This window comes from Bacillus cereus group sp. MYBK139-1 (assembly GCF_051916915.1).
Lineage (GTDB): Bacteria > Bacillota > Bacilli > Bacillales > Bacillaceae_G > Bacillus_A > Bacillus_A pacificus.
Map to the genome: position 1 here is coordinate 578,535 of NZ_JBQAHO010000002.1, position 16,091 is coordinate 594,625.

Here is a 16,091-nt window from a genome sequence, read left to right on the forward strand (position 1 = left end):
GGACCAATCCTCAGTGAAGATGAACAGTGGCTACGGATTAATAATTTACCTAATGTTGATTCTTGTGGAACTTTACAAAACTTTTACAAACAATTAAAACCGAATTAATAGTTTAGCAGTATTCTTATATCTGTAATCCTGTTATTTCCGGTTACTTCTAGGAGGAAGAACACGTGAAATGGATAAGAGCATCGATTAAAGTTTTCATACTGTCGATATGTTTCTTTTATGTTGGCACGTCTACTGCATTTGCTGTGAATGAAATGGGAGAAGTGAGAGTTGATGGATCCTCAACGGTTTTTCCTATTATAGAAGCAGTAGCGGAGGAATATACAAAGGTGCATCCGAACGTGAAAATTTCCATCAGTGTTTCTGGAACAGGAGGAGGATTTAATCGTTTCAGTAAAGGAGAAGTAGATATAAATAATGCTTCGAGAGTAATGAAACAAGTGGAAGAAAATGAAATGAAGAAAAACTCCATTCAGTTTACACCGTTTGAAGTCGCTTATGACGGTCTTACAATCGTTGTGAATCGTCAAAATAATTGGGTAGACAATATGACGGTAGACGAGTTACGTCTATTATGGAGTGAAGATGCAAGTGAAAAGCGATGGTCACAAATTCATTCATCATGGCCACGTGAACTGGTAAAGTTTTATGCGCCAGGTGTAGACTCTGGTACGTATGATTATTTTCAAAATGTCATCTTACAAAAAAGTCGCATTGTAAAAAAAGTCTCTTTGTCTGAAGATGATCAAGTTATTATGCAAGGGGTAATGAATGATAAAAATGCCATTGCTTTTGTAGGATATGCTTATTATATGGCCAATCGAGATAAGGTGAGAGCAATAAAAGTGAATGGTGTACTTCCGACGAAAGACACGATTCAATCAGGTGAGTATAAGCCGTTATCTAGGTCACTATTTGCTTATGTGAATCATGCATCTATCCGAAATAAAATGAATGTAGCAAACTATATTGAGTTTATGATTCAGCATGTTGGTAATCTTGCTGAAGAGGTTGGATATGTAAAATTACCAAAAGAAAAATACAATGAACAGCTGCGGATGTTAACAGAAATAAAAAGGTAATGTCAGGGTGGAAAGGGGTTTTCATCTTTGGCTTATAATGACAAAAGTCAAACTACATTTTCTGTACAACATTTGATTGAAAGAAATACAAAACATAGAAAAAAAACGCAGCGAATCAATCGAATCGTTCCATTATTACTAAAAATAATTGCTAGCGTGTCTATTGCGACGACACTTGGAATTATTTTTACGCTTTCTAATGAAACAATAATGTTTTTTCAAAAAATACCATTACACTCCTTTTTGACGGGAAAAGAATGGTTACCTTTTTTTGAAGATCCTAAGTTCGGTATATTACCACTTATATGTGGAACGGTCCTTGTAACAGCGATTGCCATGTTCGTAGCAATTCCTATCGGTTTAGCGTGTGCCGTATTTTTAAGCGAATATGCTTCAAACAGTGTAAGAAAAGTATTAAAGCCGATGTTAGAACTATTAGCAGGTATCCCGACAATTGTATATGGCTTTTTTGCATTAACAGTTGTTACACCGCTTTTACACCGGATTATACCTGATTTACAGTTTTTTAATGCGATTAGCCCAGGTATTGTGATTGGCTTTATGATGATACCTACAATTGCATCTCTGTCTGAAGATGCAATGAGAGCTGTAGCAAAAGGAACGAAAGAAGCTTCATTGGCACTTGGAGCAACTCGGTTTGAGATGGTAAAACAAGTCGTGTTTCCTTCAGCTTTCGCAGGGGTTATGGCAGCGATTATATTGGCTGCTTCCAGAGCAATCGGTGAAACGATGATCGTTGTAATTGCAGCAGGATCCACACCGAACGTATCGCTCGATCCGACACACTCTATTCAAACATTAACAGCTTATATTGTGCAAGTGAGTTTAGGTGATGCTCCGCATGGAACACTTACTTATTACAGCATGTACGCTGTAGGCGCAACGTTATTCTTGTTTACTTTTATAATGAACATCATTTCGCAGTTTATTATGCGCCGCTTTAGGAGGGTGACATAATATGCGCATGTTGAATCATAAAAAAATACAAGAAAATATGGCATCACGTTTTTTAAAAGATCGAATTTACAAATTGTTATTTTATCTGGCAATTTTGTTTTCAATAGTAATCCTGCTTATTTTACTTTTTCAAATTTTTGGAAAAGGTGTCAGTTACCTTTCGTTAGATTTCTTTACAAACTTCGCTTCGCGTAATCCGAAAGAAGCTGGGATTGCTGCAGCTTTGTCAGGAACAATATTATTTATGAGTATTGTTATACCACTCTCCTTTATATTTGGGGTCGGAACTGCTCTTTATTTAGAGCAATATGCGAAGGAATCTATATTTAAAAAGGTAATAGAAATTAATAATCAAACGTTAGCAGGAGTACCTTCCGTCGTATTTGGATTACTCGGCTTAACCATTTTTGTATACGCTCTTCATTTAGGTGAGAGTATTATTGCAGCGGCACTGACGATGAGCTTACTCGTCTTACCGACAGTTGTTGTAGCGAGTCAAGAAGCGATACGATCTGTACCGAGGTCATTATTAGAAGCTTCTTACGGGTTAGGTGCTACGAAGTGGCAAACGATGTATCAAGTTGTATTGCCATATGCGTTCCCAGGAATTATAACAGGTTGTACGTTAGCGATATCAAGAGCGATTGGAGAAGCGGCACCGTTATTAGTTATCGGGGCACTTGCATTTGCAAATTATGTTCCGTTTAGTATGTTTGATAGATTTACAGTTTTACCAATTCAAATTTTTAATTGGATGAGTAGACCACAGGAAGAATTTCAGCATGTAGCAGCTGCTGGGATGATTGTTTTGTTAGGTTTGTTGCTCTTGATCAATATAGTTGTCCTATGGTTACGAAATCGAAAATAAGTTGGAAATGGATGAAAGGGGAATTCAAATGGTAGCAACAGTAGTAAATGTACAGGTGAAAAACGAGGAGAAAATCGAGACTGCGCCAAAGAAAGTAGTATTTGATACGAAAAACTTAAATTTATGGTATGGAGAAGACCATGCTTTAAAAGATATTAATTTAAGTATTCATGAGAATGAAGTTACAGCAATTATCGGGCCAAGTGGTTGTGGTAAATCAACGTACTTAAAAACATTAAATCGTATGGTAGAGTTAGTACCAATCGTGCGAACTACAGGCGTAATTGAATATAGAGAGCGCAATATATTTGATAAATCATACCCAGTTGAAGAATTACGAACACATGTAGGAATGGTGTTCCAAAAACCAAATCCATTTCCAAAATCTATTTATGAAAATGTAGCATACGGCCCGAAAATTCATGGTATTAGCGACAAGAAAACGTTAGATGAAATTGTTGAAAAAAGTTTACGTGGAGCAGCGATTTGGGATGAGTTAAAAGATCGTTTGCATGATAATGCATACGGTTTATCTGGTGGACAGCAACAGCGCCTATGTATCGCACGTTGTTTAGCGATTGAACCAGACGTTATTTTAATGGATGAGCCAACATCAGCACTAGATCCAATTTCAACATTAAAAGTAGAAGAATTAATTCAAGAGTTAAAGAAAGATTTTAGTATCGTTATCGTAACGCATAACATGCAACAAGCTGCGCGTATTTCAGATAAAACTGCTTTCTTCTTAAGTGGAGAAGTTGTGGAGTATACAGATACAAATAAATTATTTACGACACCTTCAGATAAGCGTACAGAAGATTATATTACAGGCCGATTTGGTTGATGTCGCTAGCAAGGCTAAGAGCAAATACCCTCTTAACAGAGGGTATTTCTTATTTTTACCTCATTTAAATTAGAGAAGTAATACTTCTCCTATCTTAAGGCTTATTATAAGTAGGCTAGGTAGGAGAGTTATATATAGTGGCACATAATATTGAGGGGGAAGAAACAATGGTACGAGAACAATTTCAATGTGATTTAAAAACGTTACAGCAAAAGGTGATTGAGCTTGGTGAACTAGCGAGAGAAGCTTTATTGCTTGCTATGGAAGGCCTTCATAAAAAGGATGTAGAGAAAGCGTTAGAGGTAATAGATGGTGATTATCGTATGGATAATTTAGAAGAGGAAATAAATGATCTTGCGCTTATGCTCATTACGAAGCAGCAACCTGTAGCAAGTGATTTAAGAAGGATTTTCATTTCAATTAAAACAGCGACAGATTTAGAACGTATTGCAGATCATGCTGTTAATATTGCGAAATCAACCATTCGTCTCGGGGAAAAAGACGTGTCTGTTAGTTTGCACAATCTAGATGAGATGTTTGCGATTGCAAATAAGATGTTACAGTTAGCGCTAGATGCATATGAGCAAGAAAATTTAACTTTTGCGAAGCAAATTGCCGAAATGGATGATTCTGTTGATGAAATATATGGGAAAGCGATTCGTGAATTTATATCTTCAGTTCCAGAACAACCAGAAGCAATTACACAAATTACACAATTATCCTTTGTAGCGAGATATATTGAACGTGTAGCAGACCATATTACAAATATTGCTGAAAATGTTTTTTATTTAGTTAAAGGAAAGCATTACTTATTAAATGAATAAAGAAAAAAGCAGGTGAAACATCACCTGCTTTTTTTAGTCAAAACATGACAAAAAAAGCTCGTTGTTTCCTTTAGTTTATGATGATAAGATGTATCATAATATAATGGAAAAAATAGGGCGTATATGTTATTCGCTTATTAAGTAATATTTTACAAAGTTATTAGTAAGCGCTTTCTTCAGTTGTTGAAAGGTGAATGTATATAAGGGGAACTTTACTGCCTGTCGGCCCGATTGGTCAAGGCTAATAATCAGTAGGGGATGAAGAAAACCCCCACTGATTAAAGTTTCACTTTATTTTATACTGCTAGTTAATGCTGGGTAGATAATATACATATCGTATATGAAGTTACTGAACATTATATAAGTGGAGGCTGAAGTATATGAAGGGGGTTATTTTAGCTGGAGGAAAAGGACGACGCCTTAGACCATTAACATGTAATACTCCAAAGCCGATGTTGCCATTATTAGAAAAGCCGGTTTTAGAATACAATATTGAGTTATTGCGTCAGCATGGTATACGTGAGATTGCAATTACTGTTCAGTATATGAGTACGGCTATTAAGCAATATTTTGGTGACGGTAGCAAATGGGGCGTTAACTTGTACTACTTTGAAGACTCTCCACCGCTTGGAACTGCAGGGAGTATTAAACAAGCGGAAAAATTTTTGGATGAAACGTTTGTTGTCATAAGTGGGGATGCGTTAACTGATTTTCAATTATCAGAAGGAATTACGTTTCATGAACAAAAGAAAAGAATGGTAACTATGTTTGTAAAGGAAGTAGAAAATCCACTCTCATTCGGTTTAGTTGTAATGAACAAAGAACAAGAGGTTACACGATATATTGAAAAACCGAGTTGGAATGAAGTGGTCTCTAATATTGTGAATACAGGTATATATATTATGGAGCCAGAAATTTTTTCATACATACCACCCCGAGAATTTTTTGATTTCAGTCAAGATGTGTTTCCCTTATTAGCAGATAAGAATGTATTATTTGCATATTTGTCAGAAGGTTACTGGTTAGATATCGGTACATTTGATCAATATCGACAAGCCCAATTTGATTTGTTAACGAAAAAATTGCAAGTACCTATTCCTTATACCGAAGTATTGCCGATGGTATGGATGGGAGAAGGGGTAACGATTGGAAAAGGAACGAAAATTCACGGCCCTTCTTTTATTGGAGAGGGAGCAAGAATTGGGGCTGGATCTGTAATTGAGCCGTACTCTATTATCGGGAAAAATAGTGTTGTATCAAGTTATTCTCACCTTCAAAAAAGTATTGTTTTTGCGAATGCGCACATTGGGAAATATTGTGAGTTACTAGAAACGACAATAGGAGAACATACAATGGTGGAAGACGACGTTACATTGTTTCAAAAAAGCATTGTAGCGGACCATTGTCATATAGGGAAAAGTACGGTAATTAAGCAAAAGGGAAAACTATGGCCATATAAGGCGATTGATAGTCATTCGGTAGTAGGATCGGCTGGTGTTCAAGAAAGTGAGAAGAGTGCAGGATGGTTGCAAAAAAGCCGCATTGTAGGAAGAGGTAATGTGGAGATTACGCCTCAATTTATTGTAAAGGTTGCGATGGCGTACGGATCTCTTTTCACAAAAGGGGAAAGTATATTAATCGGGAGTCAAGAACATATAGAAACGACTTCTTATAAAAATCTTTTTCTTCATGCAATTCATGGTATTGGGATTCATACGATGGAATGCAAAGAAATGAATGAATCACTTTTTCAGTACAGCATTCAAGATTTGCAATGTGCGGGCGGGGTTTTCATTCAAGCGGAAAAAGAAAAAGAGATTGTTATAAAGTTGTATGGTAAGGATGGGGCACAGTTAACGTATAAGCAGCAAAAAGCGATAGAACAAGTGTATATGTCTGAGTCGTTTTATTACGTATGTGAGAAGGAAATGGGGCGGAATAAACTAGTACACGTTTCTTTACATAATTATATAGAGGCTGTATTAGAGTGTATTGATATTGAGAAAATACAAAAACAGAAGTTCCATCTTCTTATTAATAAGAGAAATGATATGTTACAACATTTGCTTATGCTCTTTTTGCAAAGGCTCGGATGCACAGTTACGTGGATTTATGCAGGCGAACAAAAGGATCATGTGAAAGCTTTGATGAAATCAAGTAAAGCAAATATGGCGCTTATGTTTTCAGAGCAAGGAAATTATTTCGAGTTATATGATAATCATAGTAATATTTACCAAGGAACAAATTTTGAAGAGGTAGATATACCAGATTTATTACTGGAATCGGCAGGAAATATTTACCCAATGTCTTTGAAATTAGGAGAATGTTACCTTTTGTTTTATACGCAGGATGAAAAAAAATCGTTTCAAGCGAGATGGAAGCGAGATATTTTATATCGAATTGGAAAATTATTTGAGTTAATAGCATTGCAGGGAAAAACCTTTCTCAGCATAGTAGAGCAATCGCCGCCGCTTTATTTACTTTGTGATGAAGTTGTATGTTCGTGGAATGAAAAAGGGAAAGTGATGAGGAAATTATTGGCTGATATCGAAAGGAAGGAAGAAGGCATATTTGAAGGAGTACAGTTCAAATATACCGAGAAAGAGTGGTCTTATATCGTTTCTGACACAAAACAACCGAAATTTTTAGTGTATTCACATGCTAGAAACCCAGTAATAGCAAGGGAAAACATGAAAAATCTTATAGAAAAAATTAGACAATATCAAAAGGTGTAGAATTTTTATTTTAAAAGTGGTATTATAGTATAGTCTGATTTAAGTTATTAGTACTGGAGGGAAATAAGAATGCGTGTGAATATTACTCTAGCATGTACAGAATGCGGAGATCGTAACTATATCTCAAAGAAAAACAAACGTAACAACGCTGAGCGTATCGAGCTTAAAAAGTATTGCAAGCGTGACAAGAAGTCTACGTTACACCGTGAAACAAAGTAAGCAGTAGGAATATTTTCCTACTGTTTCTTTTTTTATTCGATTCCTCTCTTAAAAGTGATACACTATCATCGTAGAGCAAAGTATCACTGTGAGGGGGGAAATGTGTGAGAGAAGAGAAACTACGTTTACGTAAACAAATAATAGAGCACATGAATTCTTTATCAAAAGAACGATATACAACTTTATCAGAGCAAATAGCATTTTCTTTGTATGAGCAAAAAGAGTGGGCTGAAGCTAAAACAATTGGAATCACTCTCTCAATGGAAAATGAAGTGAATACATATCCTATTATCGAAAAAGCTTGGGAAGAAGGAAAGAAAGTTGTTGTTCCGAAGTGTAATAAAGAAGCAAGAACAATGTCCTTTAGGAAAATTAGCAATTTTGATCAGTTAGAAACAGTGTATATGAATTTACGTGAGCCAATTCCAGCGCTTACGGAAGAAGTGAATGCAGATGAAATTGACCTTCAAATCGTGCCAGGCGTAGCTTATACAGAGCGAGGAGAAAGGATTGGATATGGTGGTGGCTATTATGATCGTTATCTCATGCATTATAAAGGGAAAACGCTATCATTAGCTTATAGTTTTCAAATGGTAGACCATATTCCAATAGAGCCGTTTGATAAAAATGTAGAAAAAATTATTACAGAAAAAGGAACAATGGTTAAAAATGGGCTTGTATAGACAAATAAAAATTGACGAGACTTTTTCTTCTTGATTATAATAAAATATGTGAACGTTTTCTTATTATAATTTTTTATAGTAAGTGAGCATAGAGGGTGATGAAATGGTATCTATATATGATATTCAGCAATTGCTAAAGAAATTTGGTACGATTATTTATACGGGAGATCGAATTGCAGATTTACAATTAATGCAAGATGAATTGCGTGAATTAAATCAATCACAGCTAATCGATCCACAAGACTATCAAACAGCTTTATTTTTATTGAAGCAAGAAATTCAAAAAGAGCTAAATAAGAATTAGATAAAGGTAGGTAAGCAACATGGAAGAGAAATGGTTAGTTGGTGTTGACCTTGGTGGTACAACGATTAAATTAGCATTTATTAATGTATACGGTGAAATTTTACATAAGTGGGAAATCCCTACGAATACAAATGAGCAAGGAAAACATATTACACTTGATGTAGCGAAAGCTATTGATAAAAAGTTAGAAGAGTTAGGCGAATTAAAAAGTAAGTTAATCGGTATTGGTATGGGAGCTCCTGGCCCTGTACACGTGGCGTCTGGAATGATTTATGAAGCGGTTAACTTAGGATGGAAGAACTATCCGTTAAAAGATTTATTAGAAGTAGAAACAGGATTACCTGTTGTTATTGATAATGATGCGAACTTAGCAGCGCTTGGTGAAATGTGGAAAGGTGCTGGTGAAGGAGCAAAAGATTTAATTTGTATGACGCTTGGCACTGGTGTTGGCGGCGGTGTAATTGCCAATGGAGAGATTGTACACGGCGTAAGCGGTGCTGCTGGTGAAATCGGACACATTACAGTCGTTACAGAGAATGCTTTCCCATGTAATTGCGGGAAGTCTGGTTGCCTAGAAACTGTAGCATCTGCAACAGGTATTGTGCGTGTTGCTATGCAAAAAATACAAGAGACTGATAAAGAAAGTATTCTACGTTCTATGTTAGCAGAAGAAGGACGTATCACATCAAAAGACGTATTTGAAGCACATGGACAAGGTGATGAACTAGCAGGCGAAGTAGTAGAAAAGGTAGCTTCTTATTTAGGATTAGCTGTAGCGAATCTTTCTAGCACGTTGAACCCAGAGAAAATCGTTATTGGCGGAGGCGTTTCTAAAGCTGGAGATGCACTATTAGAACCAATTCAACGCTATTTTGAGCAATATGCTTTCTCACGTGCTGTAAAGAGCACGAAGTTAGCTATTGCAACACTTGGTAATGATGCAGGTGTTATCGGAGGAGCTTGGCTTGTAAAAAAGCACAAATACGAAGCGAAGATGATATAAGTTGTGAGGTATGAAAAGAGGAAGGGGGAACCCTTCCTCTTTTTGTGCGAAATCTTGATGAAGACGAGCATGTAAATGAATTAAGCTGCTGGTGGGTACCCGTTATATAGAACAGTCATGATTGTAAACCATCCGAAAACGAGTACAGTTGCAATTGCAAAGCCGCCCGCGAGAAAATTCTTTTCGCGAAGTGTTCTAAGCGTAGCAAATACAGCTAACAGAGTGACAAGCGTAAAAATAATAACAAGGCCCATACAATATCCTCCTCTGTCTACCCATTCCTTAATATGAGTTTTTGGAATATTTACTCTTTTATATTGTACATGTTTTAAAAATGATTGTCGAGATAGCATCCTTTCTTTTCCTAAGAGAAAAAAATGTTGTATCATTGAAAGTAAGTTTAATAATTGGAGGAGATTTTCATATGAAATGGATACAAATGCCGTTAGGCCCATTACAAACAAATGCTTATATTTTAACGAATGAGCAAAATGAGTGTATTATCTTTGATCCTGGTCACGAAGGAGAGAAGCTCGTTACATATTTACAAGAAGAACAATTAAAGCCACTGGCTGTTTTATTAACACATGCTCACTTTGATCATATTGGTGCTGTTGATGCGGTAAGAGACGCTTTTCATATTCCTGTGTACGTACATAAAGAAGAAGCAGATTGGTTAGGCGATGCAACTGTAAATGGTTCTCAAATCTTTATGATGAATCGCAGCATTACAGCAAAACCAGCAGATCATATTATTGATGCAGAAGGTGCATTAGCAATTGGTTCATTTAACTTTGAAATTTTTGAGACACCAGGACATTCTCCAGGTAGTATTTCTTATTACTGTAAAGAGGCGAATGCTGTATTTTCTGGAGATGTATTGTTCCAAATGAGTATTGGAAGAACAGATTTACCTGGTGGAAGTTTTGCAGAATTGATTGGAAGTATTGAAGAGAAATTATTTGTATTACCTGATGAAACAGCGGTGTTATGTGGACATGGTCCAGAAACAAGCATTGGTTTTGAAAAAGAAAATAATCCATTTTTACAGTAAGGAGCTAGTATGGAGATGGAGCTCATTTTAAAAGAATGGATGGAAAAAGAAAAGGATTATTCAATTTCATACAGTACATATATGAACCTCGCATTATACGCAGAGGAACATGGATATTATATGAAAGAACGTGAAAAAATAGGAAGACAAGGGGATTTTTTTACAAGTAGCAACGTATCCTCTGTGTTTGCAAAAACCTTTGCTAAGTTTTTTATTCGTCTTGTTGAAAATGGTGAAGTTGTTCCACATATTTGTGAGATTGGTGGGGGGACAGGAAGGTTTGCCTATGATGTTTTACAAGAATGGAAGCAATTATCACCGGAAACCTTTATTGATTTAAACTATTCGATAATTGAAATGAGCCCTTTTCATAGAAAATTGCAGCGAAAAACTCTTTGTTCGTTTTCTAATGTGTCATATTATACGTCGCATAGTGAAATGGGAGCATCGTTCGAGGGGATTCTTTTTTCGAATGAGTTATTTGATGCATTTCCTGTTGAAGTAATTGAGAAGAGAAATGGAATATTGTATGAAGTACGTGTTACGTACACAGAGGAAGGGAAACTTGCAGAAGTATGTAGGCCGTTACATAAAGGAATTGGTCGATACTTATTGAAATATAATATTCATCTTGCTGAAGGTCAGCGTTTTGAAGTGCCGATTGCGATGGAAGAATATATAAAAGAAATTGTGAAATGGTTTCAACGAGGTGTATGTATTACAGTTGATTATGGATATACAAAAGAAGAATGGATGCATCCTGCACATCAAGAAGGTAGTTTACGAGGATATTACGAGCATAAGTTAATTCGTAATCCTTTAGCGTATCCAGGTGAAATGGATCTTACTACTCATATTCATTGGGACGAACTGAAAGAAATATTTAGCCTGCAAGGTATGAATATGGTATGGCATAAGAAACAATCTGAGTTTTTGTTAGCGGCAGGAATACTAGAGCTGCTTACGAATCATCAAGATAGGGATCCTTTTTCTGAAATTCAAAAACAAAATCGTGCAGTTCATTCTATGATTTTGAGCGGAGGATTAGGGAGTGCATGTGATGTTGTTATACATACGAAACATATGCAACAGTTACACTTGGATCGGTATTTAAAAATATAAAAAAACAAGACACAGCATAGTTCTGTGTCTTGTTTTTTAATACGACTTATGTAGCATCATATATTTCCTCTCATGATATATATTTATATTAAAGATATGAGATGAAAAATATAAAATACGTCCTTTTTCTCTGTCTATGAGTCCCTAACCCAATAATACGCGAACGAGTTGAATAATTGTTTCGTTTTCTACTTTGTAATAAATTTCCAATCCTTTTCTTTCACTTGAAACGATTTTAGCACTTTTTAACTTTGCTAAATGCTGTGAAATTGTAGATTGTGGCATGTTTAAGCCAGTGTACATTGTAGAAACGTTGCTTGGACCACGTTCAATTAATCCTTTTACAATACATAAGCGAACAGGATGAGCAAGTACTTTCAATAATTCTGCATTGCTTTCATATAGTTCTATTTCTTTTTGAAAGGTTTCTAACATGTTCTTTTCCACCTCCGTGTGAGCTGTTATACCATACTATACATACCAAAAAATTAAAGAAAAGAAAACAGTTGTTGCAGAAAAACATTCCTAAAGTAAAGAAATTGTAAGAAAAGAGACCCTGATGTAAATAAAGTAGATAATTTAGCACGGTTTTGTAAAATGACATTTTTGGGTGAAAATTTCGATGCGTTTTAAAAATTGAAAGATATAGATATATTTGTAACACAATTTTATCATGATTTTCTTATTCTTTCAAATGAATGTACAAAATTTTTAAAATAATATGACAAAGGAATTATAATGTTATATATAGAATATAAAACAGGTTAAAAGAAAAGAAGCTGAATGTAGTCAGCTTCTTCATGGTGAAAATGAAATGTTTGAATATAGCTGATAAATCTTAGAATTACCAAGACGTTAGTTATGTATTCTGGATTTCATCTTTCATCAATTTTAAAAATCTGTGGTTCCATATATTTTCATAAAAATCAATTGTCTCTTTTGCGGACATAAATGGATTATTTAACGTAGAGGTTGCTTTCTGGACCATGAAGTTTTCGTACCCTAGTCCATGGGCAAATTTAATCGTGGTATCCATACAGTACTCTGTTTGAGCACCACAAAATTCAATACGATGTACAGATAATTGATCTAAAATCTCTTTCAAGTTTGTGTTATAAAAAGAATTGGCATGTGTTTTTCTTACAAAAAAATCTTGTTTTTGAACATCTAAATCTGAATGAATAGCCCAAAGTTCTTTTTCAGGTACTAAATCATCATCACAATGTTGAACGAAAAGAATTGGTTTATTTGATTTTCTATATGAAGAAATTCTTTTATTTACTTTTGTAAGTAAATTTTGTAAATTAAATAAATTCTCCTCACTATAACATACTCCATTTTGTAAATCGATAACGATTAAAACATCTGCACATGTATCCATTATTTTGCCCCTTTTTTACTTCTTAATATATCAATTAATTCATTACTTGAAAATAGATAGTGATCTGTCATTTTTTTATGAATTATACGAAGGGTGAAAAATATACTTATCAGCGTAAAAAAGAAGATATGATAACTTAATTTCATATCTTCTCTGCTCTCTATGCATTTACAGGTTCTTCTACATAAGAAAGGGCATTTTCAAAATCGGATATTAAATCGTCAACATTTTCAAGACCGACGGATAGCCGAAGTAATGAATTTGAAATCCCTCTTTCATCACGAGCTTCTTGCGACAGTGCTGCATGTGACATTTTAGCTGGGTAGGAAAGGATCGATTCGACAGCCCCTAAACTAACCGCAAAGACAGGTAATTTTACTTTTGATAAAAATTGGCGAAGTGCGTCTTCTGATCGTAAAGTGAAAGATAGGACAGCTCCTGCTGATGTAGCTTGAGATTGTTGAATGTTAAATCCAAGATGTGTTTGTAATCCTGGATAATAGACATTTTGAACTTTAGCGTGCTCTTGTAAATAGTGTGCAATTTTATTGGCATTAGCAGCTGAATGCTCAAGACGTACATGCAATGTTTTTAGACCGCGAAGTACGAGAGAACAATCTTGCGGGCCTAGAATAGCGCCGAATGAATTTTGTAAAAAGCCAAGTTTTTGAGCGAGATCGGCATCTTTTACAACTGCTAATCCGGCAGTAACATCACTATGACCGGCAATGAATTTTGTGGCACTATGAAGAACGACATCAGCGCCAAGGTCAAGTGGTTTCTGGAATAGTGGTGTCAAAAATGTATTATCAACAAAAGTAAGGGCGCCAATAGATTTTGCAAGTTTAGAAACAGCACGAATATCTGTCACTTTTAAAAGTGGATTGGAAGGTGTTTCTACATAAAAGAGTTTTGTATTTGGTTTAATGTTTTGCTTTATTTCTTCTAAATTGGTCATATCAACGAATGTATGTGAAACACCGTAACGGGAGAGAACTTCAGTTATCATTCGATAAGTCCCTCCGTATACGTCTTCTGAAATGAGTACGTGATCACCTTGTGAAAGGAGGAGGAATGCAGTAGAAATCGCTGCAATTCCTGATGCGAAGGCAAATCCTTTTGTTCCGCCTTCCAATAAAGCAATGATGTCTTCAAGAGCTTCACGAGTTGGATTGCCTGACCTGCTATAGTCATATTTCCCGAACGTATCTACATCAAATTGGTGAAATGTTGATGTGTTATAGATGGGAACGTTAACAGCTCCTGTTTGCGAGTCATGTTTATATTGGTTGTGCAGTAAGAGTGTATCTATAGAATAACTCATATTCTTACACCTTCTTTTACAAGTTTAATGGCTTGCTTTAAGTCTTGAATTAAATCGTTATTATTTTCAATACCAACGGAAAATCGAAGAAGACGATTACATACACCGTTTGCTGTTCTAATTTCTTCAGGAATATCAGCGTGTGTTTGCGTTGCTGGATATGTCATTAAACTTTCAACACCACCGAGACTTTCGGCAAATGTAATTAAGGATAAAGATTGTAAGAATGGATTAATCCATGCTTCATCTTTCAGACGAAATGAGATCATGCCGCCTCTTCCAGGATAAAATACATCTGTCACCCCATCCTCATCATTTAAATAAGCAACAACTGCTTTTGCATTTTCTTCATGTTGTCTCATGCGAAGCGCTAACGTTTTCATACCACGAATTAATAGCCATGAGTCAAATGGACTTAAGACGGCACCAGAGGCATTATGATAATGAGCGATTTCCTCACAAAGTTCCTTTCCTTTTGCAACGACAAGTCCGCTTAGTACATCGTTATGACCACCTAAATATTTCGTTGCACTATGAAGTACGATATCGGCACCTTCTGTTAATGGCTGCTGTATATAAGGTGTGTAGAATGTGTTGTCTACAATAAGAAGTAGTCCGTGTCTTTTCGCTACAGTTGCAACAGCGGCAATATCGGTAACTTGCATTAATGGATTAGTTGGAGTTTCTATGAAAATAGCCTTCGTTTTCGTTGTGATGGCTTGCTCAATTTGTTTAATAGATTGTGTATTTACGTATCTACATCGAACGTTCCACTTTTTTTCGTGCTCAGAAAATAATCGATAAGTGCCACCGTATAAATCTTCGGAAACAATAAGTTCGTCTCCAGAGCGGAATAGGGAAAGGACAAGAAGAACGGCTGCCATCCCGGAACTACAGGCATAACCTTGTTCGCCGCATTCTAAGTCTGCGATTGCCTGTTCTAATAGGCCGCGCGTTGGATTTCCAGTTCGTGAATAATCAAATCCAGTAGATTTACCAATTCCTTCGTGACGATAAGCAGTTGAAAAATAAACAGGTGGATTAACAGTTCCTGTTGTAGTTTCACTCCGGTTTCCGATTTGCGCTAATTTTGTTTCGATAGTTGACATGTGAAAATTCCTCCTTTTTAAATTGAACCATTAGTTGAATATAAAATAAAAAAAGCCTTCTAAGAAGAAGGCTTTCGGTTTGAATAGAGTCTTCTTCTCATCTGTCAAATCTTTCACAATTTGCTGGAATTAGCACCTTATTAACAAATGTTAATGGTTGCTGAGGCGTCATAGGGCCAGTCCCTCTACCTCTCTAGATAAGAATGTTCGTATGAAATTTTATTATGTTTTTAACTTTACAACAAAAGATAATTGAATTGCAACTTTATTTTAAATAATTTTTATTTTTCCGCAAGTGTCATTGACTTTTGTATTTGTGCGTGCTAAATTTATAAAAAAATTAACAAACATTGTTAAAAGGGGAACGCATTTCCTTTTAGCTACATAAATAAAATAATAAAGACAAACTCTTATTGAGAGCGGTGGAGGGAAAGGCCCTGTGAAACCCGGCAACCTTCAAACGAAATGTTTGAAACGGTGCTAATACCTGCAAAACGAATGTTTTGCATAATAAGAGGAGGATCGATTATGTCCCCCTCTTCAAAGTGAAGA

The 16,091-nt window shown here is 35.7% G+C and carries 17 protein-coding genes and 2 riboswitches; of the genes, 12 read left to right on the plus strand and 5 right to left on the minus strand.

The features are described 5' to 3' along the window. Positions 1-173: 173 nt before the first annotated feature. The 10 genes from phoX to glcK all read left to right on the plus strand — a co-directional run bounded on the left by phoX (position 174) and on the right by glcK (position 9,549). Complete coding sequence (gene phoX / locus ACTFRS_RS14110) at positions 174-1,091, plus strand: phosphate ABC transporter substrate-binding protein PhoX (protein ID WP_139866645.1); 918 nt, start codon at positions 174-176, stop codon at positions 1,089-1,091. A gap of 27 nt (positions 1,092-1,118) precedes the next feature. Next, positions 1,119-2,069 carry a phosphate ABC transporter permease subunit PstC gene (gene pstC, locus ACTFRS_RS14115; RefSeq protein WP_242294423.1) on the plus strand — a complete coding sequence of 317 codons (951 nt, stop codon included), beginning with the start codon at positions 1,119-1,121 and terminating at the stop codon, positions 2,067-2,069. Position 2,070: 1 nt separating this feature from the next. Beyond that, positions 2,071-2,937, plus strand: a complete 867-nt coding sequence (gene pstA / locus ACTFRS_RS14120; RefSeq protein ID WP_440024809.1) for a phosphate ABC transporter permease PstA — start codon at positions 2,071-2,073, stop codon at positions 2,935-2,937. A gap of 28 nt (positions 2,938-2,965) precedes the next feature. Then, a complete protein-coding gene (pstB, locus tag ACTFRS_RS14125) occupies positions 2,966-3,781 on the plus strand; it encodes a phosphate ABC transporter ATP-binding protein (protein ID WP_000226683.1) in 816 nt (271 codons plus the stop codon). Between the two features lie 167 nt (positions 3,782-3,948). Then, on the plus strand, positions 3,949-4,605 hold the full coding sequence (gene phoU / locus ACTFRS_RS14130) for a phosphate signaling complex protein PhoU (RefSeq protein ID WP_000251231.1): 657 nt from the start codon (positions 3,949-3,951) through the stop codon (positions 4,603-4,605). 380 nt (positions 4,606-4,985) lie between these two features. Beyond that, positions 4,986-7,340: a sugar phosphate nucleotidyltransferase gene (locus ACTFRS_RS14135; protein WP_139866652.1), complete on the plus strand. Its 2,355-nt coding sequence runs from the start codon at positions 4,986-4,988 to the stop codon at positions 7,338-7,340. A 69-nt stretch (positions 7,341-7,409) separates the two neighbouring features. Next, on the plus strand, positions 7,410-7,559 hold the full coding sequence (rpmG, locus tag ACTFRS_RS14140) for a 50S ribosomal protein L33 (RefSeq protein ID WP_001265616.1): 150 nt from the start codon (positions 7,410-7,412) through the stop codon (positions 7,557-7,559). Positions 7,560-7,663: 104 nt separating this feature from the next. Continuing rightward, positions 7,664-8,242, plus strand: a complete 579-nt coding sequence (locus tag ACTFRS_RS14145; protein ID WP_001206422.1) for a 5-formyltetrahydrofolate cyclo-ligase — start codon at positions 7,664-7,666, stop codon at positions 8,240-8,242. A 103-nt stretch (positions 8,243-8,345) separates the two neighbouring features. Further along, complete coding sequence (locus ACTFRS_RS14150) at positions 8,346-8,546, plus strand: YqgQ family protein (RefSeq protein ID WP_000253699.1); 201 nt, start codon at positions 8,346-8,348, stop codon at positions 8,544-8,546. Between the two features lie 19 nt (positions 8,547-8,565). Further along, on the plus strand, positions 8,566-9,549 hold the full coding sequence (glcK, locus tag ACTFRS_RS14155) for a glucokinase (protein WP_000391706.1): 984 nt from the start codon (positions 8,566-8,568) through the stop codon (positions 9,547-9,549). Between the two features lie 80 nt (positions 9,550-9,629). Here the strand turns inward: glcK and ACTFRS_RS14160 are convergent, their stop codons facing one another. Then, on the minus strand, positions 9,630-9,803 hold the full coding sequence (locus ACTFRS_RS14160) for a DUF2759 domain-containing protein (protein ID WP_000524853.1): 174 nt from the start codon (positions 9,801-9,803) through the stop codon (positions 9,630-9,632). A gap of 170 nt (positions 9,804-9,973) precedes the next feature. Here ACTFRS_RS14160 and ACTFRS_RS14165 point away from each other — a divergent pair, with 170 nt between their 5' ends. Then, positions 9,974-10,603 carry an MBL fold metallo-hydrolase gene (locus ACTFRS_RS14165; protein ID WP_000871248.1) on the plus strand — a complete coding sequence of 210 codons (630 nt, stop codon included), beginning with the start codon at positions 9,974-9,976 and terminating at the stop codon, positions 10,601-10,603. 9 nt (positions 10,604-10,612) lie between these two features. Next, positions 10,613-11,725: a class I SAM-dependent methyltransferase gene (locus tag ACTFRS_RS14170; protein WP_139866654.1), complete on the plus strand. Its 1,113-nt coding sequence runs from the start codon at positions 10,613-10,615 to the stop codon at positions 11,723-11,725. Positions 11,726-11,869: 144 nt separating this feature from the next. On the opposite strand, the gene ACTFRS_RS14175 is transcribed toward ACTFRS_RS14170, so the two are convergent. The 4 genes from ACTFRS_RS14175 to metI form a co-directional block, all read right to left on the minus strand. After that, positions 11,870-12,160 (minus strand): ArsR/SmtB family transcription factor, encoded by a 291-nt coding sequence (locus ACTFRS_RS14175; protein ID WP_000894375.1) that lies wholly within the window; start codon positions 12,158-12,160, stop codon positions 11,870-11,872. A 424-nt stretch (positions 12,161-12,584) separates the two neighbouring features. Beyond that, positions 12,585-13,106: a cysteine hydrolase family protein gene (locus ACTFRS_RS14180; RefSeq protein ID WP_139866656.1), complete on the minus strand. Its 522-nt coding sequence runs from the start codon at positions 13,104-13,106 to the stop codon at positions 12,585-12,587. A 160-nt stretch (positions 13,107-13,266) separates the two neighbouring features. Next, positions 13,267-14,430: a cystathionine beta-lyase gene (metC, locus tag ACTFRS_RS14185; protein WP_139866658.1), complete on the minus strand. Its 1,164-nt coding sequence runs from the start codon at positions 14,428-14,430 to the stop codon at positions 13,267-13,269. Beyond that, positions 14,427-15,539, minus strand: coding sequence for a cystathionine gamma-synthase/O-acetylhomoserine thiolyase (metI, locus tag ACTFRS_RS14190; RefSeq protein ID WP_139866660.1), 1,113 nt, complete (start codon positions 15,537-15,539; stop codon positions 14,427-14,429). The genes metC and metI overlap by 4 nt, the downstream gene beginning before the upstream one ends. A 94-nt stretch (positions 15,540-15,633) precedes the next feature. Then, positions 15,634-15,743: riboswitch (SAM riboswitch) on the minus strand. A 203-nt stretch (positions 15,744-15,946) separates the two neighbouring features. After that, positions 15,947-16,056: riboswitch (SAM riboswitch) on the plus strand. Positions 16,057-16,091: the final 35 nt, after the last annotated feature.

Coding starts and splice junctions, on each gene's coding strand:
- pstA (WP_440024809.1), top strand. CDS start 2,071: ATGCGCATGTTGAATCATAAAAAAATACAAGAAAATATGGCATCACGT.
- pstB (WP_000226683.1), top strand. CDS start 2,966: ATGGTAGCAACAGTAGTAAATGTACAGGTGAAAAACGAGGAGAAAATC.
- phoU (WP_000251231.1), top strand. CDS start 3,949: ATGGTACGAGAACAATTTCAATGTGATTTAAAAACGTTACAGCAAAAG.
- ACTFRS_RS14135 (WP_139866652.1), top strand. CDS start 4,986: ATGAAGGGGGTTATTTTAGCTGGAGGAAAAGGACGACGCCTTAGACCA.
- rpmG (WP_001265616.1), top strand. CDS start 7,410: ATGCGTGTGAATATTACTCTAGCATGTACAGAATGCGGAGATCGTAAC.
- ACTFRS_RS14150 (WP_000253699.1), top strand. CDS start 8,346: ATGGTATCTATATATGATATTCAGCAATTGCTAAAGAAATTTGGTACG.
- glcK (WP_000391706.1), top strand. CDS start 8,566: ATGGAAGAGAAATGGTTAGTTGGTGTTGACCTTGGTGGTACAACGATT.
- ACTFRS_RS14160 (WP_000524853.1), bottom strand. CDS start 9,803: ATGGGCCTTGTTATTATTTTTACGCTTGTCACTCTGTTAGCTGTATTT.
- ACTFRS_RS14165 (WP_000871248.1), top strand. CDS start 9,974: ATGAAATGGATACAAATGCCGTTAGGCCCATTACAAACAAATGCTTAT.
- ACTFRS_RS14170 (WP_139866654.1), top strand. CDS start 10,613: ATGGAGATGGAGCTCATTTTAAAAGAATGGATGGAAAAAGAAAAGGAT.
- ACTFRS_RS14175 (WP_000894375.1), bottom strand. CDS start 12,160: ATGTTAGAAACCTTTCAAAAAGAAATAGAACTATATGAAAGCAATGCA.
- ACTFRS_RS14180 (WP_139866656.1), bottom strand. CDS start 13,106: ATGGATACATGTGCAGATGTTTTAATCGTTATCGATTTACAAAATGGA.
- metC (WP_139866658.1), bottom strand. CDS start 14,430: ATGAGTTATTCTATAGATACACTCTTACTGCACAACCAATATAAACAT.
- metI (WP_139866660.1), bottom strand. CDS start 15,539: ATGTCAACTATCGAAACAAAATTAGCGCAAATCGGAAACCGGAGTGAA.